Source organism: Stenotrophomonas sp. TWI700 (assembly GCF_039673645.1).
GTDB classification, from domain to species: Bacteria; Pseudomonadota; Gammaproteobacteria; order Xanthomonadales; family Xanthomonadaceae; genus Stenotrophomonas; species Stenotrophomonas maltophilia_AA.
Genome location: NZ_JBDJMB010000022.1, coordinates 1 through 25754 on the forward strand (window position 1 = coordinate 1; position 25754 = coordinate 25754).

A 25754-nucleotide genomic window follows, 5' to 3' on the forward strand; every position below is an offset into this window, starting at 1 on the left:
GCCTGACGATCTCGCCGGACCTGCTGGAGAAGCTGGACGCCGATCACGGCGAACTGCCGCGCAGGCTGGTGGCCGGTGCGGCGGAATCCGTCCAGGTGACGCCGATCGATGCCGCGCGGTTTGCGGCGGATCTGGCAGCCGACCCGATGGCCACGGAGAAGCTGGCGAGCGGCATCGATGCGTTCGCCAAGGATCTGGAGGCGTTGCGCCAGACGATCCGCGAGCGGCTGTAAGAAGGCCTCCGCTCTCCGGCTGCCTCCTGAACCAATGCAACCGCCTTGACGCGGCCTCCACCTGAATTCACCCGGGCTTGCCGCAGTCAGGCAGACACTCGGTCCATGTTCCATAAACAGGGATCGACCATGAAGACGAGCATCCGCGTGTTGTGCCTGGGCAGTTTGCTCGCGGTGTCGGCCGTTACCGGCGCACAGACTTACGGCCCCAAGGACGAAGGACGCCGCTTCAACGACGGCAGCAAGGTTGTCTGCCATAACGTCGAGGTCCAGCGTAATTCGAGGGATCCCAACCGCATCACCGGCACCGCAACCGGTGCAGTGGTGGGCGGCCTCTTGGGCAACCAGGTTGGCGGCGGCAACGGCAAGAAACTGGCCACGGTCGCCGGTGCGGTTGCAGGCGGCGCCGCCGGGCGCCAGATCCAGGGCAACCAGCAGTCCAAGAATGGCGACCGCGTGGTCGAGCGTCGCTGCGAGCGCCAGTACCGCTGATCCATCCCTGGCCTGATCGATCCCCCGTATGGGGGCGACGGGGGAAATGCACAATGAGATGGCGGCCTCCGGGCCGCCATTTCGTTTTGCCTTCTCTGCCACCCGGTTGAAGCATCCCTCGTACGTCTGCGCACGTTCGCGCGGACATCGAGGCGAGGGCGGATCAGCGCAGCGGCGGACTGCCGGCCAGCGTCCGTGCACCGGTGATGATCATCCGCAGCATCTGGGTCAGCTGTTCGATCAGCTCCGAATCCTTCTCCGGCGGCAGGTCGACCGCGGTCGCACCCATCGCGAACACAAGGCGGGTGATCGCCTTGGAGGCCAGGGCCGGCTCGTGCAGCCGTGCGCCATCGGCGGCGGCCAGGCGAATCAGATCGACCCGCAGTTCGTCTTCGAAATAATTCAGCTCGCGATCGACGGCGTGTTTGAACGCATCCGAGCCGGCCGTGCCCTCGCGCAGCAGCACGTGCAGCAGGCGGTCGTCGGCACGCAGCTGTTCCATGAAGGTCTCGACCGACAGCCGGATCACGCTGCGATCGGAGGAGGCCGCGCGCTGGCGGGCCTCGCCGATGATGGTGCGCAGCGAACGCCCGGCCAGGTCGATCAGCGCCACGGTCAGCTCGTCCATGTCGCGGAACTGGCGATAGAACGAGTTCGGGGCGATCCCGGCTTCACGCGCGACCTCGCGCAGGCTCAGCGTGGAGACGCTGCGGTGCGGCCCGATCAGGGCCAATGCCGCGGCCAGCAGATCCTCACGGGAGATCGAGGCTTTGCGCGCGGGATGGGCGTCGTCGGAGGCGGGCAGGGGCAGGTCTGGGGAGGTCATCGGGGGCAGGGCAGTCAAGTCCCTGAATCATAGCCCGTCCCGGCTATATACAACTGTATACACAGTCGTATGCTCGGCCGTATAGTGCGCAGCATGAGCACCGTCCCGCGCATCGCCGCCCGCCGTCACGCCGCCAGCCCCCGCCGCTGGGTCTCCGAGGAGCTGTTCGACTTCTGGGGCACCCGCCTGCATCCGCTGTGGACCCTGCGTCGCCCGTTGGCGCGGCTGGTATCGCGCACCGCCGAGAGCGCGGATGCCGTCACCCTGGTGCTCAAGCCCAACCGCCATTTCCGCGGCCTGCTGCCCGGCCAGCACATCACCCTGGGCGTGGAGGTCGACGGCCGTCGGCTGTCGCGCAGCTACAGCCCCACCGTGCTGGCGGATGGCCGACTGGCGATCACCGTCAAGGCGATCGCCGGGGGCGCTGTCAGCCAGCACCTGGCCCGGGCCGCGGTGGTCGGAGACGTGTTCGAACTCGGCCAGGCGTTCGGTGAGATGACCCTGCCCGCAGCGCACGGCGAGCGCCTGTTGCTGCTGGCAGCCGGCAGCGGCATCACCCCGATGCGCGCGCTGCTGCGCCAACTCGACGCCTCCGGCATGTCGGCCCAGGTGGACCTGGTGTACTGGGCGCGCCGCCGCGAGGAACTGTGTTTCGCCGAGGAGCTGGCAGCGATCGCCGCACGGCATCCCTCGTTCTCGCTGCATATCGCACTGACCCGCGATCCGGCCGCACCGGCCCCGCGCGTGGACGCGTTCGCGTTCGAGGCGCTGGGTGACCTGGGCAGTGCGCGCACCCTGGTGTGCGGCCCCGGCGGGTTTGTCGACGCCGCGCAGGCACGCCTGCAGGGCCGTGTCGCCTCGCTGCAGTCCGAAGCCTTCACCCCGCCGCTGCTGCCCGATGCGGAGACCGGCACGGTACGCGTCGAGCTGCGCCGCAGCGGCCGCACCCTGGAACTGCCGCGCGGCACCTCGCTGCTGCAGGCGCTGGAAGCCGAAGGGCTGCGCCCGGCCAGTGGCTGCCGTATGGGCATCTGCAATACCTGTGTCTGCGGCAAAGTGTCCGGCGTCACCCGCCACACCCTGACCGGCGAGCACGCGGCCGAACCGGCCACGCAAGTGAAGCTGTGCGTGAACAGCGCCAGCACCGACCTGATCCTGGAGCTGTGACCATGTCTTCCGTGCACAACCGCGCGCTGTCCCCGGCCGAACTGCAGGCTTTCGGCGATGAACTCGATGCACTGCGCGCGCGCCAGCTGGCCACGCTCGGTGCGCGCGACGCGCGCTACATCCGCCGCGTCGTTGCCGCCGTCCGCTGGACCGGGGTGGCCGGCCGTGCGCTGCTGTTCCTCGGTGCGTTCGTGCACAGCGTGCTGATCCCGGCGTGGATCGCCGGCGTGGTGATGCTGGCGCTGTCCAAGATCCTGGAGAACATGGAGCTGGCGCACAACGTCATCCACGGCCAGTACGACTGGATGGGCGATCCGCAGCTGCAGGGCAGCACCTACGAGTGGGACATCGTCGGCACCGCCGACGCCTGGCGCAAGACCCACAACTTCCGCCATCACACCTACACCAATGTGCGCGGGCTGGACGACGATATCGGCTATGGCCTGCTGCGCATCTTCCCCGAGCAGCGCTGGCGCCCGTTCTACCTGATGCAGCCGGTGGTCGCGGTGGTGTTCGCGCTGCTGTTCGAGTGGGGCATCGCCATACAGGACCTGCGCCTGGGCCGCGTGTTCGCCGGCAAGATGACGCTGCGCCAGCTGGGGACCCAGTTCCGCCCGGTCGGCCGCAAGATGGGCAAGCAGATGTTCAAGGACTACCTGCTGTTCCCGGCGCTGGCCGGCCCGTTCTTCCTGCCGGTGCTGCTGGGCAACGTGGCGGCCAACCTGATCCGCAACGTGTGGACCTACGTGATCATTTTCTGCGGTCATTTCACCGCCGACGCGGAGACCTTCCCGAAGGAATGCGTGCGCGATGAAAGCCGCGGCCACTGGTACCTGCGCCAGCTGCGCGGCTCGTCCAACCTGACCGGCGGCAAGCTGATGAACGTCCTGTCGGGCAACCTCAGCCACCAGATCGAACACCACTTCTACCCGGATATCCCGGCCAACCGCTACGCCGCGGTCGCGGTCGAGGTGAAGGAGATCTGTGCGCGTTACGGCCAGCACTACAACACCGGTTCGCTGCCGCGCCAGTTCGGCCAGGTGATGTGGCGGATCGTGCGCCATGCCTTCCCGAGCAGGCCGGGCCGCGCGCGTGCGCTGCCGGCGGTAGGCGAGGCGAACCGCCAGCCGGGCTGATCAGAGCGGGAGTTCGAGCTGTAGGCGCAGCAGCGGCGAGGCCCTGCGTTGCCGCCGCAGCTGCTCGGTGCCTTCGTCGCTGATCCGCGATTGCCCGGTGTGCAGCGACGGGTGCAGCGTGTTGTTGAGGCTCAGCCGTAGTTTGCTGCCTGCGCGCAGCGACCACAGCGAATACAGGTCCAGCTCGCGGGCGTAGGCGCTGGTCTCGAACTGTCCGGGACTGACCTGCACCGAACCGCCCCTCCGGTAGGTGTAACTGCCGCCGACCGTCCAGCCGGTGCGGATCAGATAGTCCGCGCCCAGCGTGCTGCTGAAGCGCACCTGCTCATCGAGGCGGTTGTCCGGACCGGGCACATCGTCCACGCGCGAATCGTTGGCCGTCGCATTGAAGCGAAGCGCTACATCCGGCGCACCGGCGATTACCTGCGGCAGGCGCAACGCGGTATCCACCTCCACGCCCCAGGTCATCGCGGTGCCGCCGTTCACCGGCGAGGCCACCCAGCGCCCGTCCTGCAGATGCGTTTCGGTGCGGATCACGTCCGTGATCCGTCGCACATAGCCCCCCACACTCAGCTGCGCGCTCTGCTTGCCGTAGGCCTCGTAGGACAGGTCCAGCCCGGTCGCCAGCTCCGGGCGCAGGGCAGGGTTGCCGCGTTCGTCGGGATTGAGCGGGCGGTTGTTGGTGGAGGTGTACGGACGGGGAATCAGCGATGCCAGCGTGGGCGAGCGATAGGTGCGGGTGAGCGCGACGCGCAGCTGATCGCTCCTGGTGCCGGGAATTTTCCAGAGCGACTGCAGCACAGGCGACAGTATCTGCTCGCGCCGATGGATGCCGCTGAATCCGCTGCCTTCACTACGCGTATCGATCTGCTCCCAACGCGCCCCGGCATAGACCGACCAGCGCTCGCTGAGGGTGACGTCGTCCTGGGCATAGAGCGCCAGCCGCCGGATGCGGGCGTCGAAGGCCAGGTCACTGAACCCCTCCGCTTCCCCGCCGACCGGCAGCAGGTGCTGCACCCGCGACTCGTCACGACGGTCTTCGCTGCCTTCCCAACCGAGCTGCAGCGCATGACGCCCGCGGGAGGGCAGCGTGTATTTTCCGGTGCTGTTGAGGTCGCGCACGCTCAGCCGCGCATTGGTGTGGTCGTCCAGGTTCTGTTGCCCCTCCGGTGACCGACCCTGCTCGCGGTAGGCATAGCGCTCGCGGTTGCCGCCGAGGCGCAGTCGGGTGGTGAATGTGCCGCCCTGTTCGAAGGCGCGCGTCCACGTCACGCTGCCGTTGGCCTGGGCGACATCGATGCGCGTGCGTTGTTGATACCGACTCGTCCGCAGTGGCGCGCCGAGTGTGCTGATCCAGTCGATGTCAGTGACGCGGTTGAACCGGCTGGCATCGACGAGGCCCTGCAACGCAAGCGTGTCACCGTTCTCCAGCGTGGCTTCCAGGCTGGGGGCCAGCGAGAGCACATCGCGGTTCCCGCCCGCGCGCAGGGTCGTGTCGCGCAGCACGGTCGGGGTTCCCTCCGGGTCCCACGCGCGTTCGGTGCCGCTTTCCTCGACGAGGAATTCGCGACGCGATGCGGTCGCCGTGATCGCGCTGCTGCGATGACCGGCGCGCCGGTTGCGCTGCCAGCTGGCCGAGGGCGTGTTGCGGCCATTGCTGCTGCCCCAGGCCACCGTCAGCTGGTCGGCATCCGTGCGTGCACCGGCGGCCAGCACGATGTTGATCGAACCGGCGATCGCTTCGCCACGCTGGTCGGCGGTCGGCGCGCGGATGATCTCCACCCGCTCGACCATCTCCGGCGTGAGCGAATCCAGATCGAAGCCGGTGGGCGCTTTCTGGCCATTGAGCAGGATCTGGGTGTAGCCCGCGCCCAACCCCCGCAGCGACAGCGCGCCGCTGCGACCGGGGGCGCCGGTGCCGACGGTGATGCCCGGCAGGCGTTTGAGCGCATCGACCAGGCCGAGGTCACCGTACTGGCGCAGCGCCGCGGCGCCGATCACGACCCGGGTGGCGGTGTCGTCGCGGCGGATGTCGTAGGCCTGCGCCTGCACCTGCACGGTGTCCAGCGCGGTGGTCGGCGGGGGCGCTGGCGCGGGGAGTGACTGCGCAGCGCTCGGGAACGCGGTGCATAGCGGGGCCAGGGCCAGGGCGATGCGGAACGAAGAAGTCATGGGCGATCCGTGCAGAAGGGCCAGGGACGCATTTCGCCGGGCAACGCACGCCCCTCCTGTGGCCAGGAAAACGAAATGCGGCGGTGGTTTCGGGGGAGCGGCTTAGCGGGTCATGGCAGGTGCGCCTGCGGATCGACGCGCTCACCGTTGCGCAGCATTTCCAGATGCAGGTGCGGGCCGGTCACGCGCCCGGTGCTGCCGACCCGTGCGATCTGCTCGCCGGCATGCACCTGCTGGCCGACCGCCACGTCCACACCCTGCAGGTGGGCGTACAGCGTCTGCCACCCCTGGCCGTGGTCGATCACCACCACCGTGCCGTACTGCGGGCCATCGGGGTAGGCGGTCGTTGCGGCCACGACGCGGCCGTCCGCCGGCGCCAGCACGGGCGTGCCCGGGCGCGCACCGAAATCGGTGCCGCGATGCGGGCGCTGACGGATGCTGCCGGTATCGCCGAAGCGACCCGTGATCTGCGGGGTGGCCAATGGCGCCTGGAACAGGATCTCAATGGGGGTGTTGCCCATCGGCGGCAGCGGCAATGCGGCGTGGGGGGGAGAGTTCAGCGCCGGGGCACTCGAGGCGACAGAGCCTTGCAGCGGTCGCGCGGTGCTGGCCTGCATCACCATCAGCGCGCAGCCGGTGATCAGTGCGCTGCCCAGCAGCACGGCACCGCGTGATCCCGACAGTGGCCTCGCAGCATCGCCATGCAGCATGTGGCGGATGCGGATTTCATGCCCGGCCAGATCGCGGTGGGTCAGCGCGGTAGAGGGCCTGTGGGCCGCTGCGGAAAGTCGCAGCGTATGTACGTAGGCTGCAGCGAACTCGCGCCCGCCGTCGGCATCACCGGCGAGTGCATGTGCATCACAGCGTAGCTCTGCCGCCAGCTGCACACGCGCACCGATCCGGGCCAGGAACGGGTTGCACCACAGCAGCGCATTGAACACCGCCATCAGCCCGGCGCGTTGGGGATCGCGGCGCATCAGGTGAGCCGCTTCATGGCCGAGGATCAGGCACAGGGCACGATCATCCAGCGCTTGCAGTGCCGAGGCCGGGAGCACGATCAAGGGCCGAGGCCAGCGCACCGCGAACGGGCTCACCGGCAACGCGCTCACCCGGCAGGCGATGCCCGCCGACCGCAGCCTAAGCGCGGAAGCCCGACTGCGCGGGCCTGGCCAGGCTTCCGGCGCGATCGGCGTCGTCGCGCGGCACAGCCGGCCTGTCGCCCGCGTGCCGAGCAGGACGCGCAGCAATGCGACACCAACGCCGATCAGGTAGAGCGCGGCCAGCAACGGGGCGGTGGCCGGACGCGACCAGCCGGACGCCATTACGCTCCGGTCCGTCGCACCGGAATCGCCCAGGTCCAGCGCGAGCGGCAAGGGCATGCTCAACGCCGTTGGCAATGAGACGAGCGGTGCGGGCGCCCACAGCGCCAGTACGGCCGACAGCAGCACCGGCATCACCGCCAGCAGCCACAGCCCCATCCAGTAGCCCTGCGCGGCGTGGGAGAGACCCAGCCGCCGGTGGAGACGTTGGCCGGCGGCCCACGCGAGCCAGCCACCGGCCACGGCGCCGGCCCCATGCACCACCCAGAACCCGAGCGTCGGCGGGGTCATGCCGGGTCATCCTGGGCAGGGGTGCGCAGCAGGGCATCGAGCTGCTGAAGTTCCTGCTCGCTGAGCAGGCGGCTGTCGGCGAAGGCCTGCGCCGGCAATGCGCCGTCGAGCTCCAGCACCCGGCGCGCGAAGTCGGTGCTGAGCGCGGCCAGCGTGGCGACCTTGCCCACCTTCGCGCGGTACATGTTCAAGCCGTGCTCGACGGTTTCCTCGACCAGACCTTTGTCGACCATGCGTTCCAAGGTCTTGCGGGTGGAGGAATAGGACCAGTCCAGCGCGGCTGCCGCACCGTTGTGCACTTCGCGCGCGCTGCAGGCGCCTTGGCGCCAGAGCGCTTTGAGCAGTTCCAGCTCGGCATTGGAGGGGGTGGGCAGCGCGGACATGACACTCCAGGCGTGGCGAGGTGTCGCAAGTGTGCGACAAATGTCGCAAACGATGCAACAGGTTGGTCATTGATGCGGATCAATGCCGTCACAGGTGGGGTGGGTACCATCCCTCCTGTGCAGCGCGGTGCCGGGAGGGGGCCGTGAGCGGTAAGGAAGCCGTGCTGCCGGCATCCGGATGACCCGGTGCCGCCCGTGGGTTCATCGCAAAAGGAGACGTGATATGGCTGTCGAGCAACACGGCGCACACCGGACATCGGTGATGGATAAAGAACCCGATGCCACCGGTGGCTACTGGTCCAATCGGCCCGCGAACACGCTGCCGCCGCCGGACATGATGGGCGCCTACATGCGCAATCGCCCGGTCGCACCGGCCGGCGTGGCGAATCGCAAGGCGTGGATCATCGGCACCGGTATTGCCGGACTGGCCGCGGCGTTCTATCTGATCCGCGATGGCGGCATGCCGGCGGCGAACATCACCCTGATCGACAGCCTGGACATCGAAGGCGGCTCGCTCGATGGCGCCGGTGACCCCGAGCAGGGCTACCTCGTGCGCGGCGGCCGCGAAATGAACTGGAACTACGACAATTTCTGGGACATGTTCCAGGACGTGCCGGCGCTGGAACTGCCTGCCGGCTACAGCGTGCTCGACGAGTACCGGGCGGTGAACGACAACGATCCGAACTACTCCAAGGCCCGGCTGATGCACCAGCAGGGAAAGATCCAGGATTTCTCCACGTTCGGGCTCAGCAGGCCGCAGCAGTGGGAGCTGGTCAAGCTGCTGCTGAAGCGCAAGGAAGACCTGGACGATGTGACCATCGAGGACTACTTCAGCGAGGGATTCCTGCAGAGCAACTTCTGGTTCTTCTGGCGCTCGATGTTCGCCTTCGAGAACTGGCAGAGCCTGCTGGAGATGAAGCTGTACATGCATCGCTTCCTGGATGCCATCGACGGATTGAACGACATGTCCGCGCTGGTGTTCCCGAAGTACAACCAGTACGAAAGCTTCGTCAAGCCGCTGGTGAAGATGCTGCGTGCGCAGGGGGTGCAGGTCACCTTCGGCACCCGCGTGTATGACCTGGACATGCGCGTGGACGGCGAAGCCCGTACCGTCACCGGGCTGCGCTGCCGGGTGGGTGGCAACGACACGCTGCTGCCGGTGGCCGACGGTGATCTGGTGTTCGCCCTGACCGGTTCGATGACCGAGGGCACCGCCTACGGCGACATGGACACGGTGCCGGTGCTGCAGCGTCCGCGCGAAACCCCGGGGCCGGACAGTGACTGGGCACTGTGGCGCAACCTCGCCGCACAGTCGCCGATCTTCGGCAGACCGGAGAAATTCCACGGTGACATCGACCGCTCGATGTGGGAGTCGGCCACGCTGACCTGCCGCCCCTCGCCACTGGTGGACAAGATCAAGGAACTCTCGGTCAACGACCCGTACTCGGGCAGGACCGTGACCGGCGGCGTGATCACCTTCACGGACTCCACCTGGGTGCTGAGCTTCACCGTCAACCGCCAGCCGCACTTCGTGGACCAGCCCAAGGACGTGCTGGTGGTGTGGGTGTATGCGCTGCTGATGGACCAGAACGGCAACCACGTGGCCAAGCCGATGCCAGCCTGTACCGGCCGCGAGATCCTGGCCGAGCTGAGCTACCACCTCGGCATCGTCGATCAGCTTGATGAGATCGTCGCCAACACCAAGGTGCGCACCGCACTGATGCCCTACATCACCGCGCAGTTCATGCCGCGTGCCGCCGGCGATCGCCCGCACGTGGTCCCGCAGGGCTGCACCAATCTGGGCCTGCTGGGGCAGTTCGTGGAGACCCGCAACGATGTGGTGTTCACCATGGAAAGTTCGGTACGCACCGCACGTGTGGCGGTATACACGCTGCTGGACCTGCCCAAGCAGGTGCCGGACCTGAGCCCGACCCAGTACGACATCCGCAACCTGATCAAGGCGGCGCGTGCGCTCAACAACAACGAACCCTTCCCGGGCGAGCGACTGTTGCGGCGGGTGCTCGACAAGACCTACTTTGCGCACATCCTGCCGCCGCTGCCGGACACCGAACGCAGCCGGACCGGCTTCATGGAAGAGGAGGTGTCCTGGCTGGTCGGCAAGGGCGGCAGCGCGTTGAAGGATCTCTCCACGCGGCTGGAAACGCTGCGCGAGAACCTGGCCAAGCGCGGGAAGTAGCCCGGCTCCGGTGCCGCGGTGATGGAGATCGCCGCGGCACCGCCGCCCCATGTGGATAGGGATCGGCGATACTGCAGGCTGATCGCCTGCTGTGATGCACGGACCCGCCCCACATGTCTTTTGACGCGACACCTCCAGCGGCCGAGCGCCAGGATGTCACCCGTTTGCTGCGCCGCTGGAGCGAACAGCAGGACATCGCCGCCCGCGATCAACTGCTGGCGCTGTTGTATGCGCAGCTGCGTGGCATGGCCGTGGCGCGGCTGGGCACTCCCCGGGATGGCGTGCTGCAGCCGACCGTGCTCGTGCACGAGGCCCTGATGCGGATGATCGGTGGGGAGATCGGCTACCGCGATCGCGTGCATTTCCTCTCGTTGGCGGCGCTGAAGATGCGCAGCGTGCTGGTGGATCACGCACGCGCGATGGCTGCTTCCAAGCGGGGTGGAGGTGCGATCAACCTGACCCTGTCGTATGCCGACCAGGAAGCCAGCCCCGATGACGATGCCTTCGAAGTGCTGGCCCTGAACCGCGCGCTGGAGCAACTGGCTGCCCTGGATGAGCGCGCCGCGCGCACCGTGGAATGGATGTACTTCGGTGGGATGAGCCGTGAAGAGATTGCCCTGGCGCTGGAGGTGTCGGTGCCCACGGTCGATCGCGATCTGCGGTTTGCCAAGGCGTGGTTGAACCGGCATCTGGCTGGGCCGGCCACGCGCGCATGACGGGCCCAGACCGCTGGCAGACGGTGCGCGGGCTGTTCGACGCGGTCTGCGATCTGCCCGAGGCGCGCTGGCGCCCGGCGCTGGTTGAGCTGTGCGACGACCCGGCCGCGATCGACGAAACGCTGCACCTGCTGCGCGCGCAGACCACCGACCTGGGCCGGGCCGGGCACGCGCTTGCCGCCGTGATGGTCGCGATGGATGATCCGGCCGCGTTGGTCGGGCAGCGGCTTGGCCCGTGGCGCCTGAGCCGGTTGCTGGCCGTCGGCGGAATGGGGGCGGTGTTCCTGGCCGAGCGCGCCGATGCGCTGTACCGGCGCGAGGTGGCGATCAAGCTGATCCGCCGCGCCTACGACCCGGTACTGGCCACGCGGCTGGCCAGTGAAAGCCAGATCCTGGCCGACCTGCAGCACCCGCATATCGCCCGGCTGTATGACGTGGGCGTGGCCGAGGGCGGCCAGCCCTACCTGGTCATGGAATACGTGCAGGGTGAACCGCTGGATGACGCCTGTCGCACGCTGGCGCTGGATCTGGCCGCACGCCTGCGCCTGTTCGTGCAGATCTGCGGCGCGGTACAGGCCGCACATTCCCAATCCGTGGTGCACTGCGACCTCAAGCCCGCCAACGTATTGGTACGACCCGACGGCCAGCCGGTCCTGCTGGATTTCGGCATTGCGCATCTGCTCGGTGACGCCAACGATGCCGCGCCATTCCTCACCCCTGCGTATGCCAGCCCCGAGCGCCTGGCAGGGCGCCCGGCAAGTGTGGTGGGCGATGTCTACAGTCTGGGCGTGATGCTGGAGGCACTGCTGCAGGCCACGCCGCCGCCGGCGCGCGGCGTACCCGCCGACCTGCTGGCGGTCGCGGCCAAGGCCGCTGCCGCGGACCCGGCCGAACGTTATGCCTCTGCCGACGCACTGGCCGAGGACGTTGAACGGTATCTGGCACACCGCCCGGTGCGCGCGCGTCGGCCCAGCCGCTGGCATCGTGCGCGACTGCTGCTGCGGCGGCAATGGCGCGCGAGCGTGATCGTCGCGCTGGTGGCGGTGATGGTGCTGGCCTTCGTGCTGCGCTTGAGCGAGGCGCGTCGGCAGGCCGAGCAGAATGCGGTGGCTGCCGCCGGCATCGCCGATGTGCTGGTGGCCGCCTTCGATGCGGCCGATCCCGGCCTGCGCCACGGTACGCCGATGACCGCGCGTGAGGTGCTGGATCTGGGCGCACGCCGGCTCGAGCAGGACCGCACCGTGTCGCCTGCGCTGCGCGCACGGATGCAGGCTGCATTGGGGCGCGCCTACCAGAACCTTGGCCAACCGCAGGATGCCGAGGCTCTGCTCAGGGACAGCGTGGAGGGGCTGGTGCGCACGCGTGCCGCGCCGCATGAGATCGCCGACGCCCGCGCCAGTCTGGCGGTGCAGTTGCTCAGCGCCGGGCGTGAGAAGGAGGCGCTGGGCAGTGCAGAGGGCGCGTTGGGCCTGCTTGAGCAGGACGATGCCCCGGCAGTGCGGGTGAAAGCCCTGAACGCCCGGGGCCTGGCCCAGGCGCAGCTGGAGCAGCTGGCTGCGGCGGAACACTCCTTCCGCTCCGCGCTGGCGTTGAGCCGGCGTGGAAACGGTGCGCCGGTGCAGCGCGGCGGCCTGGCGGCGATGGCCAACCTCGGCGATCTGTACCGGAGCCAGGGTGAGCTGGACAAGGCCGACGCGATCCTGCGCGAGGGTTTGGCCGAGGCATCGCGCGAGCCTGGTGTGCAGGGGGCAGAGTACCAGCGGGTCCTGCGGTCGCTGTCCTCGACGCTGCTCAACCAGGGCCGTATCGATGAAGCGCTGGCGCTGGCCGAGCGCGGTTTCGCGCTGACCCGGCAGATGTTCGGCGCGGGCAGCAGCTACACGGCCTCGGCCGAAGCCGCGCTGGCCGGACAGTATCTCGATCTTGGCCGCTACCAGGCGGCCGATCAGCACTTCCGCAACAGCCTGCAGACCAGCGCCGCGGTGGATGGCGTGGACAGCCGCGCCTACGCGGTCAAACAGTATGCGCATGGCCTGATGGAGGAAGCCCGCGGCGACTACGTGCAGGCCGAGCAGAACTACCGCGCTGCGCTGGCGCGCTATCGGGCGCTGGGCGGGCCCGTGCACCCCGACACCCACGACGTGGACATGGTGCTGGCCCGGTTGCTGCTGCGTACCGACCGCACGGCCGAGGCGCAGGCACCGCTGCAGCAGGTGGCCGCCCTGTGGCGGCGCGAACTCCCGCCCGAGTCGCCGCAGCTGCTGGTGCTGCGCCTGGTCGAGATTGAATGGCTGACCCGCGCCGGACAGCATGCCGAGGCCGCCCGGGCCCTGGCCGCGTTCGGCCAGGCCCATCCGAACCTGCCCCCGTGGCTGGGGCTGCGCCTGCAGATGCAGCAGGCACTGCTTGCCCAGCGCCGTGATGATCCCGCGGCAGTGCCGCTGTCAGCCCAGCTGGTGGATACATTCGCTGGTTTGTACGGAGCTGATTCCACGGCCACCGCCAAGTGGCGTATCCCGCTGGCGGAGGCATTGTTCGCCAACGGCGATGGCGCTGGCGCCCGCGCCCAGATCGCCCGGGCCCGGCCGCACCTGGAGGAACTGGCGCCGACGTCGGAATTCTTGAGTCGTATAAAGGGGTTGGAGCAGCGCATGGCGGATCACGACGCGGGTCTGTCCGGCGGGCGATAGTTTTGTGATGGTTTTCACGGTTTATCGATCAGGAGGCCGATTCCGGGCCTCGTTGATCGAAGGGAAGCCATGTCACACCATCTCCATCCGGACGCCACCCGCGCTGCAGCGAATCCGCCAGCAGCCTCTGCCGATGCCCTGGACCCGACGGACGCCGAGCTGGACACCACGCAGGCACGCGGCCCGTTCCGTGCCTTCCGGAAGGCCTACCGCAAAGCACGCGACTGGCATTGCTCCCGCGGGCGCGCCGTGGTCGTCGCAGTGCGCTTCGCGTTGACCGGCGACAGCGGCCGCTTCCGCAGTCACGGCGGCTGGATGGTCTCGCGCATTTACAGGCCACGGTGAGCTGCGCGGGCTGACCGGCGAGAACGGCCGGTCAGTCGCTCTCGCCGAGCCGGCCTTCGGCCAGCGGCACCCGCGAGCCGTCCAGCAGCCCGCGGCTGAGCGTGCCGTTCTCGATGAACAGCAGCTCGCCGTTCTCGCCGTTCTTGATGCTGCTGTCGATGGCGATGATGCGGTCGCCGTGGAAGCTGCTGACATGCGGCATCGAGGTGTGGCCGACCACGATGCGGGCGAGGTCCAGTTGTTCGAGCAGCGTCTCCACCTGGGCGGTGTCCATGCGGCCATCGAAGTAGCCGCGGTACCAGATCGGGCTGGTCTTGCCGTCGAACAGGCGGGCGGTGTCCGGCGCGGCCTTGACCTGGTCCTTGGGCAGGCCGACCGCCGCTTGATAACCGGCATTGGTCGCGTCCATCCCGCGGACCAGGTCCAGGTTCTCCGGTGCGATGCCGCCGTGCAGGAACAGGGTATCGCCGATGCGCAGCAGCACCGGGCGGGTGCGCAGCCACTGGCCGATCGTCGAATCGGGGCCATACAGCGCCGGATAGGAGCGGCCGAGCAGCTGCGCGGTTTTGAGGTACTTCGGGTTGACGTAGCGCAGGTCGTTGTAGAGCACCATCGTCTCGTGGTTGCCGAGCACGAAGTGCACCGCACCACCGGCGGCCGCGGCCTGCTGCTGCAGGCTGTACAGCAGCCAGAAGGCCTCGGTGACCTGCGGGCCGCGGTCGAACACATCGCCGGCCACCACCAGCGTGGCGTCGCCCAGCGCCCAGTGGTCCTCGTTGTCGATCACGTGGTGGGCGCGCAGCAGCTTCACCAGCAGGCCGTACTGACCGTGGATGTCCGACAGCGCGACGATCCGCGGCGTGGCCGGGAACCGGGCGATTTCCGCCATGCGCGGCGGCAGCACCCTCAGCGGGTGCGGATAGCCGCACGCGGGCGCGATCACCGTGGCCTCGCCGCGCGCCGGCAGTGTGCGGCGGATCACCTGGTCCTTGCATACCCAGGCCGCCTCCAGCCCCGTGGCGGTGCGGAACACATAGGGGCCGTCGGCATCGACGTGCTCGGCCGGTGCGGCTACCTCGCGCGCGGCGCCCGGCAGCGGTGCCATCAGCAGCGCCGACTGGAGCAGCAGCACGGCAGGGCGGGTCAGGGCGCGGCGGATCGACATCGGGGTGTTCCTGTGGCGGACGGCAATGCGGCGATGCTACGCCGCACAGAGCGCGCCGGGCATGCGCCATTGGTCAGCCCGGTATGCCGCAACAGGCGCCTCACCCGCGCTGCAGGGCCTGTCGTCCGGGTGCATCGGGCAGGTCGTCGCTGGCCAGCACCACCCGGTCGCGACCGCGTTTCTTGGCCTGGTACATCGCCGCATCGGCACGCGCCATCAGCCGCTCGTAGTCGGGATGGCCATCATGCGCGGCGACGCCGATGCTGGTGGTCAGCGACAGCGTCGCGCCCGTGGCCAGTTGCACCGGGCTCTGCGCGATGTGCTTGCGCAGATTCTCGGCGATTACTTCGGCCTGCACGTCGGTGGCGGCCACCAGCACCACCACGAACTCCTCGCCGCCATAGCGGAACAGATAATCGCTGCCGCGGGTGAGCTGGCCCAGCAGGGCGGCCACGTGCTGCAGGGCGCGGTCACCGCCGTCGTGGCCGTGCGCATCGTTGATCGCCTTGAAGTGATCCAGATCGAGCAACAGCACCGAGAACGGGGTCTGCGTGGAATTGGCCAGTTCGATTTCACGGCGCAGCACGGTCGGCAGGAAGCGGCGGTTGAGCAGGTTGGTCAACGCATCGCTGCCGGCATCGAGTTCGCCGATCCGCTCGAACAGCATGCCCATCAACGTACGGATCTGCGCCAGCCGCTCGCGGATGCCCTGCAACGCGCCGAAGCGCGCTGCGAAATCGGCATGCGCCAGGGCTTCCTGCAGCTGCGTATCGACCGCGGCCACCAACGCACCGACCTGGCCGGTCTCGCTGCTTTCGCCGAAACTGGGAATGCCCTTGTGGGTGAACCACAGGCCGAACTCGGACTGCGCCAGTCCGGTGAGCTCTGCCTCGGCATTCTGGCTGGCCATCGCGTAGAGCAGGGCGTTTTCCCAGTCGAGCAGCAGGGCACGCTGCCGTTCGCGCTCGGTGCTGACGTTCTGCACCAGCGAGAACAGGCGATACGCCGCATCGGTACGCGAGGAGCGCTCACGTGCGTGGGTATAGGCGAGCGTCATGCCCTCCAGCGCGATATCCATCGACGCGCTGAGACAGTGGATCGCCGCGAACGCGGTGGCGCTTTCGTCGGCCTGCGCGATGATGCGATCGAACAGGCGGTGCTTGAGCACGCGCGCGCCGCGGGCGACCAGATCCACCGGAATGCCGACACGGGCGTGCACGTCACCGATCACGCGCTGCGCGGCGACCAGCGCATTGATGCTGTCCGGCGTGGCGGTGAGGATCTGCTGCAGCCAGCGCTGCATCGCCGGCTTCAGGCGCAGCCGCACCTGGTCGTGCGAGAGGAAGCGGCCCGCGCGCGGGTCTTCAAGCAGCACATCGTAGAAGTGGTGGGCCAGCTCGGGCGGGCTTTCCGCCGACAGGCTCGCCAACAGTGTCGCCGCGGCGGCCGGCGCCTGCGCCAGCGTCTGGCTCCAGGCCAGCGCGAGCGGCTGGCTGGCATCATCAAGATTTGGAACGTTATGCACGATTGTCTTCCCGCCACACAGGCCGTCGAGAGGTAGCGGCCGGGCGCTGTTGTTATTGAGGTGCAAACTGAACGCTGCAGTAAGTGTAATAGTCTCCGCGCGAGGCGCTGCTTAACCTGCCGGCATTGTCCAGGAGAGCTTTCATGGGTCACGACCACGACCATCTGCCCAGCGAGATCCGCCACGAAAAACCGTTGTGGTGGGCGCTGGGGCTGACCACCACGTTCCTGCTGGTGGAGGTGGCCGGCGCGTTCTGGACCAACAGCCTGGCGCTGCTGTCCGATGCCGCGCACATGGCCACCGATACGCTCGCGCTGATGATCGCGCTGGTCGCGGTCCGGCTGAGCCGGCGCCCACCCGATGCCAAGCGCACCTACGGTTACGCACGGCTGGAAGCGCTCGGTGCGATGATCAACGGCGGCATGTTGTTCGTGGTGGCCGGCTACATTCTCTGGGAAGCCGTGCAGCGCTTCCGCGCCCCGCAGGAGATCGCGTCCACCGTCATGCTGGTGATCGCGGTGTTCGGGCTGGTCATCAACCTGATCTCGATGCGCCTGCTGCGCGCGGGCAGCGGCGAGAGCCTCAACGTCAAGGGCGCGTATCTGGAAGTCTGGGCGGACATGCTCGGCTCGGTCGCGGTGATCCTCGGCGCGCTGCTGATCCGCTGGACGGGCTGGAAGCCGATCGATCCGATCCTGGCCGTGCTGATCGGGCTGTGGGTGCTGCCGCGCACCTGGGTGCTGATGCGTGAAGCAATCAACGTGATGCTGGAAGGCGTGCCCAAGGGCATGGATGTCGCCGCGGTGCGGCGCACGCTGTGCGCGCACGATGGCGTGGTGGATGTGCACGACCTGCACGTGTGGGCGCTGGCCTCCAGCACGCCGGCACTGACCGCGCACGTGGTGATGGGCACCGGCGTGGATGCGGACCGCCTGCGCCGCGAGCTGGGTGCCGATCTTCACGATCAGTACGGCATCGATCACGTGACCCTGCAGGTCGAGGCCGACCACTGTGGGGATCCCTGCAGCGTCGGCAGCCGGCGCGACCGGCATGCCGATGACCATGCCGGGCATGATCACGCCGCCCATGACCATGCCGGCCACGCGCACGGCAGCCACGACAGCCGCCGCGCTGCACCGGACGCGCAGGGCCACCACGGGCATCCGCATCCCTGAGGGCTGTCTTCTTGGCCGTACGGCGGACGGGCAGGGCAGGGTTGCCGCTACAATGCGGGCCTGCCTTGCCATCTGTCGGAGATACTGCAGTGACCCGGAAACTCGTACTGTTGCGCCACGGCCAGAGCCAGTGGAACCTGGACAACCGCTTCACCGGCTGGGTGGACGTGGAACTGACCGAACAGGGCCGCCGCGAGGCTGCCGCCGCCGGCCGCCTGATGCGTGAAGAAGGGCTGCAGTTCGATGTCGCCCACACCTCGGTGCTCAAGCGCGCCATCCACACCCTGCAGGGTGCCCTGGCCGAGCTGGACCAGGATTGGCTGCCGGTCAGCAAGAGCTGGCGCTTGAACGAGCGCCATTACGGCGGGCTGCAGGGCCTGGACAAGGCCGAGACCGCCGCCAAGCACGGCGAGGACCAGGTCAAGATCTGGCGCCGCTCCTACGACATCCCGCCGCCGGCGATGGACATCGAGGATCCGGGCCACCCGATCCACGACCGTCGCTATGCCGGGCTGGACCGCAATGCGCTGCCGGGCACCGAATCGCTGGCCACCACGCTGGACCGCGTGCTGCCCTACTGGTTCGATGCGATCGCCCCGCAGCTGAAGGATGGCAAGACCGTACTGGTCACCGCCCACGGCAATTCGCTGCGCGCGCTGTACAAGTATCTCAACAACGTTTCGCAGGAAGCGATCCTGGAGCTCAACATCCCGACCGGCATCCCGCTGCTGTTCGAACTCAACGACGACCTGACGGTGCAGTCGTTCCGCTACCTGGGCGACCCGGAGGCGGCACGCAAGGCGGCTGAGGCTGTGGCGAACCAGGGTAAAGCGAGGTAACAACGAAAGGCCGGCGAAAGCCGGCCTTTTGTTTTGTTCGCCATTGAAATCGGGCGCTCCACCACAGCTTGGCTCCCTGCGCTCCGGTGGGGCTTCACGGTTCTCGTGGCATCAGCGCAACAACAAATTCTGTGCCAATGGGGAGAGCATCCCGATAATCAGCTTTGATTGCGGAGACGTTTTTGCTGGTGTTGTGCCACGGGTCCATCCAGCCGTGGGGCGTCATCAGCAAATAGTGATCATCCTGGTAGGGCGCTTTGCCTCGGATGCAGACGATCGATCCTACTGGGAACTGCGCGGGTCTGCGCCAATCTGCGATGTACCACAGATCGTGGTCTGAGAGGGACCAGATGATTTCATGGATATCTAGTCCAAGCGGATTTTGGTCCAGTTTCCCGTTCTTATGGTGCTCAAGCCGTTTGAGGGCTGCGTCGTACTCAATTCCAAGAAGAGACGCCACGCAAGCGACGCCGCATCCCCACTCATTCTCTTGTTCTACAAGCCTGTATTTATTCATTGCAACTCACATTTTTCAGGATTTCTCACCATAGAGCTCCCGCTGCTCTGCCGGCAAGGCTTCTCGTCGCTCCCGGTATGTGACCTTTGGCCGGTCCGCCCCGGCCCCTCCCGCGCTACGCTGCCCGATTGCCCGTGATCCGGGTGATGCATCCATCTGTAGCCGGAGAGTCGAATGAAGTTTTCCAAGCTGGTCCCGCTGGGCCTGACCGTCGCCATCGCCGTGTCGCTTGCCTCCTGCGGCAAGACCGATACCGCGCCTGCCGCCACCGCCGATGCGGCCAAGCCGGCGTTTGATCAGTCGCAGATCAAGACCGCGCTGATCTCGCTCAACACTGCCGATCTGGATACCGCCATCGCCGCCTGTACCGACCTCAACGGGTTCGTGAACAGCAAGTGGCTCACCGCCAACCCGGTGCCGAACGACCAGACCACCTGGGGCAGCTTCGAAATCCTGCGCGAGCGCTCGCTGGAAGTGCAGCACGCGCTGGTCCAGCAGGCTGCCGCCACCCAGGCCAAGGCCGGTTCGGTGGAAGCCAAGATCGGCGACATCTGGAAGACCGGTTCGGACGAAGCCAAGATCGAGGCCGCTGGCATCACCCCGCTGCAGCCGCAGCTGGACAAGATCGCCGCGCTGAACGACACCGCCGCCATCACCCAGTACCTGCGCGACAGCCAGGCACAGGGCCAGGGCGTGCTGTTCTCGCTGTTCGCCAATGCGGATTACAAGGACTCGGCCAACGTCATCGCGTATGTCGGCCAGGGCGGCCTGGGCCTGCCGGAGAAGGGCTATTACTTCGACGACGCGCAGGCCAAGATCCGCGATGCGTACGTTGCCTACATCGCGCAGGTGCTGACCCTGTCCGGCGTCGATGCCGGGCAGGCCAAGACCCAGGCCAAGGCCGTGATGGACTTCGAAACGCGTCTGGCCAAGGCCTCGATGTCGCGCATCGAGATGCGTGACCCGGCCAAGCGTTACAACCCGGTCAGCGCTGCCGACGCGGACAAGCTGACCCCGAACTTCAGCTGGACCGCGCTGTTCGACACCCTGAAGGTGCCGGCCGCGCAGAAGTTCTCGATGGCCCAGCCGGGCTTCTTCGGTGAAGTGGACAAGATGCTGGCCGATGTCCCGGCTGCTACCTGGCAGGCCTACCTGCGTTTCCACACGATCGATGACGCCTCGCCGTACCTGAGCAGCGCCTTCGAGAAGGCCAACTTCGATTTCTACAGCACCACCCTGCGTGGGCAGAAGGAAATGCAGCCGCGCTGGAAGCGCGTGCTGGAGTCGGTCAATGGTGCCATCGGCGAAGGCCTGGGCCAGATGTATGTCGACGCCGTGTTCCCGGCCGAGTCCAAGGTGCAGATGCAGCACCTGGTGGAGAACCTCTCGGTGGCGCTGAAGGCGCGCCTGGAGAAGCTGGAGTGGATGAGCGAAGACACCCGCAAGAAGGCGCTCGAGAAGTGGGCCAGCTTCACCCCGAAGATCGGCTATCCGGACAAGTGGCGCGACTGGTCGGGCCTGGAAACCAACGGCGACAGCTACCTGGGCAACATGCAGGCGGCGCGCACGTTCAACTACCGCTACATGCTCAACAAGATCGGCAAGCCGGTCGACAAGACCGAGTGGGGCATGACCCCGCAGACCGTCAACGCCTACTACAACGCCACCAAGAACGAGATCGTGTTCCCGGCAGCGATCCTGCAGGCGCCGTTCTTCGACGCCAAGGCCGATCCGGCGCTGAACTACGGCGGCATCGGTGCGGTCATCGGCCACGAGATGATGCATGGCTACGACGACTCGGGCAGCCAGTTCGCCGCCAACGGCAACTTCGACAACTGGTGGACCGACAGCGACCGTGCTGCCTTCACCCAGCGTACCGACCAGTTGGTCGCGCAGTTCGACGGCTATGAATCGCTGCCGGGGGTGAACGTGAAGGGCAAGCTGACCCTGGGCGAGAACATCGGCGACCTGGGTGGCCTGACCGTGGCGTATGACGCGCTGCAGATGGCGCTGAAGGAAGACCCGAAGGCCAACGTCGAGGTCGACGGCTATTCGCAGGACCAGCGCTTCTTCATGAACTGGGCCACCGTGTGGCGCCGCAACTTCAATGAAGGCGAGCTGCGCGTGCGTCTGAACACCGATCCGCACGCCCCGGCCAACTTCCGTGCCAACGGCGCGCCGTCGAACATGCCGGCGTACGCGCAGGCGTTCGAGTGCAAGGCGGGCGACGCGATGGTGCGGGCCGACGACAAGCGCGTCGTGATCTGGTGATCGCACGCGGTTGAGTGAAACGAAAAACCCGGCATTCGCCGGGTTTTTTGTGGGCCATGCAGGGTGTGGCGCTAGACAGCAGTGGAGATCATGCGGGTGAACGTGGCGAACACGTCCGGATCGATCAGGCCGCCCTGCTGCTCGGCGAGGATGGCCATGGCCTTGGCGTGGGGTATCGGGCCACGGTAGGGGCGGTTGCTCGTCATCGCGTCGTAACCGTCGACGATGGTGAGTACACGGGCGGCCAGCGGGATCTCGCTGCCTTTCAGGCCGTCCGGATACCCGCCGCCATCGAAGGCTTCGTGGTGTGCCCGGATCAGGCGGCCCACCGCGGCCGCGTCGCTGCGCCCGGTCGCGGCGAAAATGCGTTCGCCACGCTCGGGATGGGTGCGCATGATCGCGCGCTGCTCGTCATCCAGGCGGGCCGGGTGCAGCAGCACGTCGTCGGGGATACCGATCTTGCCGATGTCGTGGAAGCGCGCGGCGAGCGCCAGATGCGCGCGCTCCGCCTCATCCAGATCGCACAGGCGGCCGAGCTGTTCGCCCAGCAGGCCGACGCGGTCGCAGTGGAAACGGGTGTATTGGTCGCGCATCTGCAGTGACATCGACAGGGCATCGATGGAACACGCCTGCGGATGGGCCTCGTCGAACCGGGGGGAGTCGAACATGGGGGCGTCCGGTGGTGGGCGGCCGGAAGACCGCCATCCTGGCAGGACGGCATGCCGCCCGTGCCGGTGGAAAGATACCGCCTGGCGACCGGCGCCAGGCGTGAAATCAGCGCGGGGACAGGGTCAGCAGCAACGCCTTGGCGGCACTGAAGCGGTCTTCGGGCAGCGGCAGGGGATGCTTGATGCGCAGCTTGTCCGGCCCATCCATCGTATACAGCTTGGGCTGCTTCTGGATCAGCTGGATCACCGCCATCGGGTCGATTTCCGGCTTGGGGTTGAACACGATGCGGCCGCCGTTCTCGCCCAGTGCCAGCTTGCGGATGCCCAGCACGTTGGCCTGCAGTTTGAGCTCGGCAATCGCAAACAAGTGCTTGGCCGGGTCCGGCAGCAGGCCGAAACGGTCGATCATCTCCACCTGCAGTTCGCGCAGCTCGCCGGTATCACGCGCGCTGCTGATGCGCTTGTACAGGGTCAGGCGGGTATGCACGTCGGGCAGGTAGGCGTCGGGGATCAGCGCCGGAACATGCAGCTCGACCTCGGCGCCGCGCGCCTCTTCACCCGCATCCAGGTCGGGCAGCTTGCCGAGCCGGATGCTGCGCACCGCACGTTCCAGCAGTTCGGTGTACAGGCTGAAGCCGACCTCGGCCATCTGGCCGCTCTGGTCCTCGCCGAGCAGCTCGCCGGCACCGCGGATTTCCAGATCGTGGGTGGCCAGGGTGAAGCCGGCGCCGAGCTCGTCCATCGAGGCGATCGCCTCCAGGCGCTTCTCGGCATCGGGCGTCATCGCGCGCTTGTCCGGCACCACCAGGTAGGCGTATGCACGGTGATGCGAGCGACCGACGCGGCCGCGCAGCTGGTGCAGCTGGGCCAGGCCGAAGCGGTCGGCGCGGTTGATGATGATGGTGTTGGCGTTGGGGATGTCGATGCCCGATTCGATGATCGTGGTCGACAGCAGTACGTTGAAACGCTGCTTCTGGAAGTCCAGCATCACCCGCTCCAGCTCGCGCTCGGGCATCTGCCCATGCGCGATGCCGATGCGCGCTTCGGGCACCAGCTCGGACAGCTCGCGCTGCATGCGGCCGATGCTCTCCACGTCGTTGTGCAGGAAATACAGCTGGCCACCACGGGCCAGCTCGCGCTGGAACGCTTCGCGCAGCAGTGCGTTGTCCCAGGCGGTGATGAACGTCTTGACCGCCAGCCGGTTCGGCGGCGGCGTGGCGATGATCGACAGATCACGCAGCCCGGCCATGGCCATGTTGAGCGTGCGCGGAATCGGCGTGGCGGTCAGCGTCAGCAGATGCACGTTGGCGCGCATCGCCTTCAGCGCTTCCTTCTGGCGCACACCGAAGCGCTGCTCCTCATCGACCACGACCAGACCGAGGTCCTTGAACTTCACGTCCGGCTGCAGCAGGCGATGGGTGCCGATGATGACGTCGATGGTGCCGGCGGCGACCTTCTCCAGTTCGGCCTTGATCTCCTTGGTGGATTTGAAGCGCGACAGCACCTCCACCCTGAGCGGCCAATCGGCGAAGCGATCGCGGAAATTGCGGTAATGCTGTTCGGCCAGCAGGGTGGTCGGCACCAGCACGGCGACCTGCTTGCCGGCGCTGGCGGCGGCGAACGCGGCGCGCACGGCGACCTCGGTCTTGCCGAAGCCGACGTCGCCGCAGACCACGCGGTCCATCGGCTGGCTGCTGGCCAGATCGCGCAGCGTCGCGTCGATCGCGGCGAGCTGATCCGGCGTTTCCTCGAACGGGAAGCCGGCCGCGAACGGTTCGTACATCGCACGGTCCACGTGCAGCGCCAGGCCGGCACGGGCACGCCGACGCGCCTGGATTTCCAGCAGTTCGGCGGCGACATCGCGTACTTTTTCGGCTGCTTTGCGCTTGGCCTTGGTCCACTGCTCGCCACCGAGCGAATGCAGCGGCGCGGTTTCCGGCGAAGCGCCGGAGTAACGGCTGATCAGGTGCAGCTGGGCGACCGGCACATACAGGCGGTCGCCCTTGGCGTATTCGATTTCCAGGAACTCGCCGGGCATGCCGCCGGCATCCAGCACGATCAGGCCGCGGTAGCGGCCGACACCGTGGTCTTCATGCACGATCGGCGAGCCTTCGCTGAGCTCGCCGAGGTCGCGGATGATCGCTTCGGGCTCGCGCCCGGCGCGGCGGCTGCGGCGCTGCTGGCCGGCCCGTTCGGGGAACAGCTGGCGCTCGGTCAGCACCGCGATCGGCGGATTTTCCAGCGCGAAACCATCTTCCAGCGGCGCCACGGTGATGCCGAAGCGCACGCTGTCGTCGGCCAGGAAGCCGGGCAGATCGGCAACCACCGGCGGCTTCAGCTCGGCGGCGAGCAGCACTTCCAGCAGGGCTTCGCGGCGGCCGGCGGAATCGGCGGCGATCAGTACCCGGCCCGGGTAGTGGCCGATGAAGGATTTCAGTGCCTCGGCGGCCGGGGCATCGCGCGCGGCCACCGGCAGCGGGGGCAGCGGCTGGTCGCCCAGCGGCTGTGCATCACCGATGCGATCGTGATCCGGCGGCCAGACTTCCACGCGGGCGAGGCCGTTGAGCGTGGCGCGCAGCTGTTCGGGGCTGGCATACAGCTCTTCCGGCGCCAGCAGCGGGCGTTCGACATCATGACGGCGCTGCTCGTAGCGGTTCTGGGTCTGCGCCCAGAAGGCGGCCGCAGCATCGAACACGTTCGGCGCCAGCACCGGCAACACGTTGGGCTGCAGGTAATCGAGCAGGGTCGCGGTCTTGTCGAAGAACAACGGCAGGTAGTACTCGATGCCGGCCGGCGCGATACCGGCCTTGAGATCCTGGTACAGCGCGCTGCGCCGGGTATCCACGTCGAAGCGTTCGCGCAGCGTGTTGAGCACGCGCGAGACGCTGAGATCATCCAGCGGCACTTCACGGCCGGGCAGCATGTGCACGGCCTCGACCTTGTCCAGCGAGCGCTGCGATTCCGGATCGAAGGCGCGGATCGAATCGATGTCTTCGTCGAGCAGTTCCACCCGCAGCGGCGCGTCGGCGCCCATCGGGTAGACATCGAGCAGGCCGCCACGCACGGCGAAATCACCCGGGTCCATCACCTGCGGCACGTTGCGGTAACCGGCCGATTCCAGGCGGCGTTTTTCCGCATCCAGATCCAGGCGCTGGCCGACGGTCAGGTCGAAGCTGCCACCGATGACGTACTTGAGCGGGGCCAGCTGCTGCAGCAGCGTCTGCACCGGCACCACCACGATGCCGCGCTTGAGCGCAGGCAGGGCGTGCAGCGCGGCCAGGCGCTGGGAAATGATGTCCGGGTGCGGGCTGAAGGCGTCGTAAGGCAGGGTTTCCCAGTCCGGGAACGCCACGATCGGCACGTCGCCGGCGGTGCCCAGCAGGGTGTGCAGGTCCGCTTCGATCTGGTTCGCGCCGTGGTTGTCGCGGGCGACCACCAGCAACGGCCCGTCGTGCGACTGCGCCGCGCGGGCGATGTACCACGCCAGCGCTGTCGCCGAAGCGGGAGCGCGCCACCAGGCGCGGAGCTGTCCAGGACGTGGCAGCGGCGGTACGGGATAGGAGGTGCGTGACATGAACCGTCGATTTTAGCAGACCGCAGCGTGGCGGCCGCGTCATCCGGTGGCGG

At 67.6% G+C, this 25754-nt stretch carries 20 protein-coding genes; 11 read left to right on the forward strand and 9 right to left on the reverse strand.

Annotation, left to right across the window (positions count from 1 at the left end; translation table 11 throughout):
• Together ABE473_RS14475 and ABE473_RS14480 are read left to right on the forward strand one after the other, a co-directional pair.
• On the forward strand, positions 1-233 hold a 233-nt coding region (locus tag ABE473_RS14475; RefSeq protein WP_346489961.1), incomplete at its 5' end, for a transaldolase family protein.
• A 129-nt stretch (positions 234-362) separates the two neighbouring features.
• Positions 363-725: a glycine zipper 2TM domain-containing protein gene (locus ABE473_RS14480; protein ID WP_346489962.1), complete on the forward strand. Its 363-nt coding sequence runs from the start codon at positions 363-365 to the stop codon at positions 723-725.
• 163 nt (positions 726-888) lie between these two features.
• Here ABE473_RS14480 and fabR read toward each other — a convergent pair whose 3' ends face one another.
• Positions 889-1551 carry an HTH-type transcriptional repressor FabR gene (fabR, locus tag ABE473_RS14485; protein ID WP_346490003.1) on the reverse strand — a complete coding sequence of 221 codons (663 nt, stop codon included), beginning with the start codon at positions 1549-1551 and terminating at the stop codon, positions 889-891.
• A 93-nt stretch (positions 1552-1644) separates the two neighbouring features.
• On the opposite strand from fabR, the gene ABE473_RS14490 reads away from it, so the two are divergent.
• Both ABE473_RS14490 and ABE473_RS14495 read left to right on the forward strand, forming a co-directional pair.
• Positions 1645-2718 (forward strand): ferredoxin reductase, encoded by a 1074-nt coding sequence (locus tag ABE473_RS14490; protein WP_346489963.1) that lies wholly within the window; start codon positions 1645-1647, stop codon positions 2716-2718.
• Positions 2719-2720: 2 nt separating this feature from the next.
• Positions 2721-3854: an acyl-CoA desaturase gene (locus ABE473_RS14495; protein ID WP_346489964.1), complete on the forward strand. Its 1134-nt coding sequence runs from the start codon at positions 2721-2723 to the stop codon at positions 3852-3854.
• Here the strand turns inward: ABE473_RS14495 and ABE473_RS14500 are convergent, their stop codons facing one another.
• From ABE473_RS14500 to ABE473_RS14510, 3 genes are all read right to left on the reverse strand, one after another.
• Positions 3855-6026, reverse strand: coding sequence for a TonB-dependent receptor (locus ABE473_RS14500; RefSeq protein ID WP_346489965.1), 2172 nt, complete (start codon positions 6024-6026; stop codon positions 3855-3857).
• Between the two features lie 110 nt (positions 6027-6136).
• Positions 6137-7636: a M23/M56 family metallopeptidase gene (locus ABE473_RS14505; protein ID WP_346489966.1), complete on the reverse strand. Its 1500-nt coding sequence runs from the start codon at positions 7634-7636 to the stop codon at positions 6137-6139.
• Positions 7633-8019 (reverse strand): BlaI/MecI/CopY family transcriptional regulator, encoded by a 387-nt coding sequence (locus ABE473_RS14510; RefSeq protein WP_346489967.1) that lies wholly within the window; start codon positions 8017-8019, stop codon positions 7633-7635. The genes ABE473_RS14505 and ABE473_RS14510 overlap by 4 nt, the downstream gene beginning before the upstream one ends.
• A 262-nt stretch (positions 8020-8281) precedes the next feature.
• On the opposite strand from ABE473_RS14510, the gene ABE473_RS14515 reads away from it, so the two are divergent.
• The 4 genes from ABE473_RS14515 to ABE473_RS14530 all read left to right on the forward strand — a co-directional run bounded on the left by ABE473_RS14515 (position 8282) and on the right by ABE473_RS14530 (position 13967).
• On the forward strand, positions 8282-10216 hold the full coding sequence (locus tag ABE473_RS14515; RefSeq protein ID WP_346489968.1) for an oleate hydratase: 1935 nt from the start codon (positions 8282-8284) through the stop codon (positions 10214-10216).
• Between the two features lie 113 nt (positions 10217-10329).
• On the forward strand, positions 10330-10932 hold the full coding sequence (locus ABE473_RS14520; protein ID WP_346489969.1) for an ECF-type sigma factor: 603 nt from the start codon (positions 10330-10332) through the stop codon (positions 10930-10932).
• Positions 10929-13622: a protein kinase gene (locus tag ABE473_RS14525; protein ID WP_346489970.1), complete on the forward strand. Its 2694-nt coding sequence runs from the start codon at positions 10929-10931 to the stop codon at positions 13620-13622. The genes ABE473_RS14520 and ABE473_RS14525 overlap by 4 nt, the downstream gene beginning before the upstream one ends.
• A 69-nt stretch (positions 13623-13691) precedes the next feature.
• A complete protein-coding gene (locus tag ABE473_RS14530) occupies positions 13692-13967 on the forward strand; it encodes a hypothetical protein (protein ID WP_346489971.1) in 276 nt (91 codons plus the stop codon).
• Positions 13968-13998: 31 nt separating this feature from the next.
• Here ABE473_RS14530 and ABE473_RS14535 read toward each other — a convergent pair whose 3' ends face one another.
• Together ABE473_RS14535 and ABE473_RS14540 are read right to left on the reverse strand one after the other, a co-directional pair.
• Positions 13999-15072, reverse strand: coding sequence for a metallophosphoesterase (locus ABE473_RS14535; RefSeq protein WP_346490004.1), 1074 nt, complete (start codon positions 15070-15072; stop codon positions 13999-14001).
• A gap of 160 nt (positions 15073-15232) precedes the next feature.
• Positions 15233-16657, reverse strand: coding sequence for a GGDEF domain-containing protein (locus ABE473_RS14540; RefSeq protein ID WP_346489972.1), 1425 nt, complete (start codon positions 16655-16657; stop codon positions 15233-15235).
• 143 nt (positions 16658-16800) lie between these two features.
• Here ABE473_RS14540 and ABE473_RS14545 point away from each other — a divergent pair, with 143 nt between their 5' ends.
• The gene (locus ABE473_RS14545) at positions 16801-17832 is read left to right on the forward strand and encodes a cation diffusion facilitator family transporter (protein ID WP_346489973.1); all 1032 of its coding nucleotides are present in this window, start codon (positions 16801-16803) and stop codon (positions 17830-17832) included.
• 89 nt (positions 17833-17921) lie between these two features.
• The gene (gene gpmA, locus ABE473_RS14550; RefSeq protein ID WP_176990015.1) at positions 17922-18671 is read left to right on the forward strand and encodes a 2,3-diphosphoglycerate-dependent phosphoglycerate mutase; all 750 of its coding nucleotides are present in this window, start codon (positions 17922-17924) and stop codon (positions 18669-18671) included.
• 94 nt (positions 18672-18765) lie between these two features.
• On the opposite strand, the gene ABE473_RS14555 is transcribed toward gpmA, so the two are convergent.
• Positions 18766-19188, reverse strand: coding sequence for a hypothetical protein (locus ABE473_RS14555; RefSeq protein ID WP_346489974.1), 423 nt, complete (start codon positions 19186-19188; stop codon positions 18766-18768).
• Between the two features lie 174 nt (positions 19189-19362).
• Here ABE473_RS14555 and ABE473_RS14560 point away from each other — a divergent pair, with 174 nt between their 5' ends.
• Complete coding sequence (locus ABE473_RS14560) at positions 19363-21459, forward strand: M13 family metallopeptidase (protein WP_346489975.1); 2097 nt, start codon at positions 19363-19365, stop codon at positions 21457-21459.
• Between the two features lie 71 nt (positions 21460-21530).
• On the opposite strand, the gene ABE473_RS14565 is transcribed toward ABE473_RS14560, so the two are convergent.
• Together ABE473_RS14565 and mfd are read right to left on the reverse strand one after the other, a co-directional pair.
• On the reverse strand, positions 21531-22127 hold the full coding sequence (locus ABE473_RS14565) for an HD domain-containing phosphohydrolase (RefSeq protein ID WP_346489976.1): 597 nt from the start codon (positions 22125-22127) through the stop codon (positions 21531-21533).
• A 106-nt stretch (positions 22128-22233) separates the two neighbouring features.
• Entirely contained in the window at positions 22234-25701 is a 3468-nt protein-coding gene (gene mfd, locus ABE473_RS14570) for a transcription-repair coupling factor (protein WP_346489977.1), read from the reverse strand.
• Positions 25702-25754: the final 53 nt, after the last annotated feature.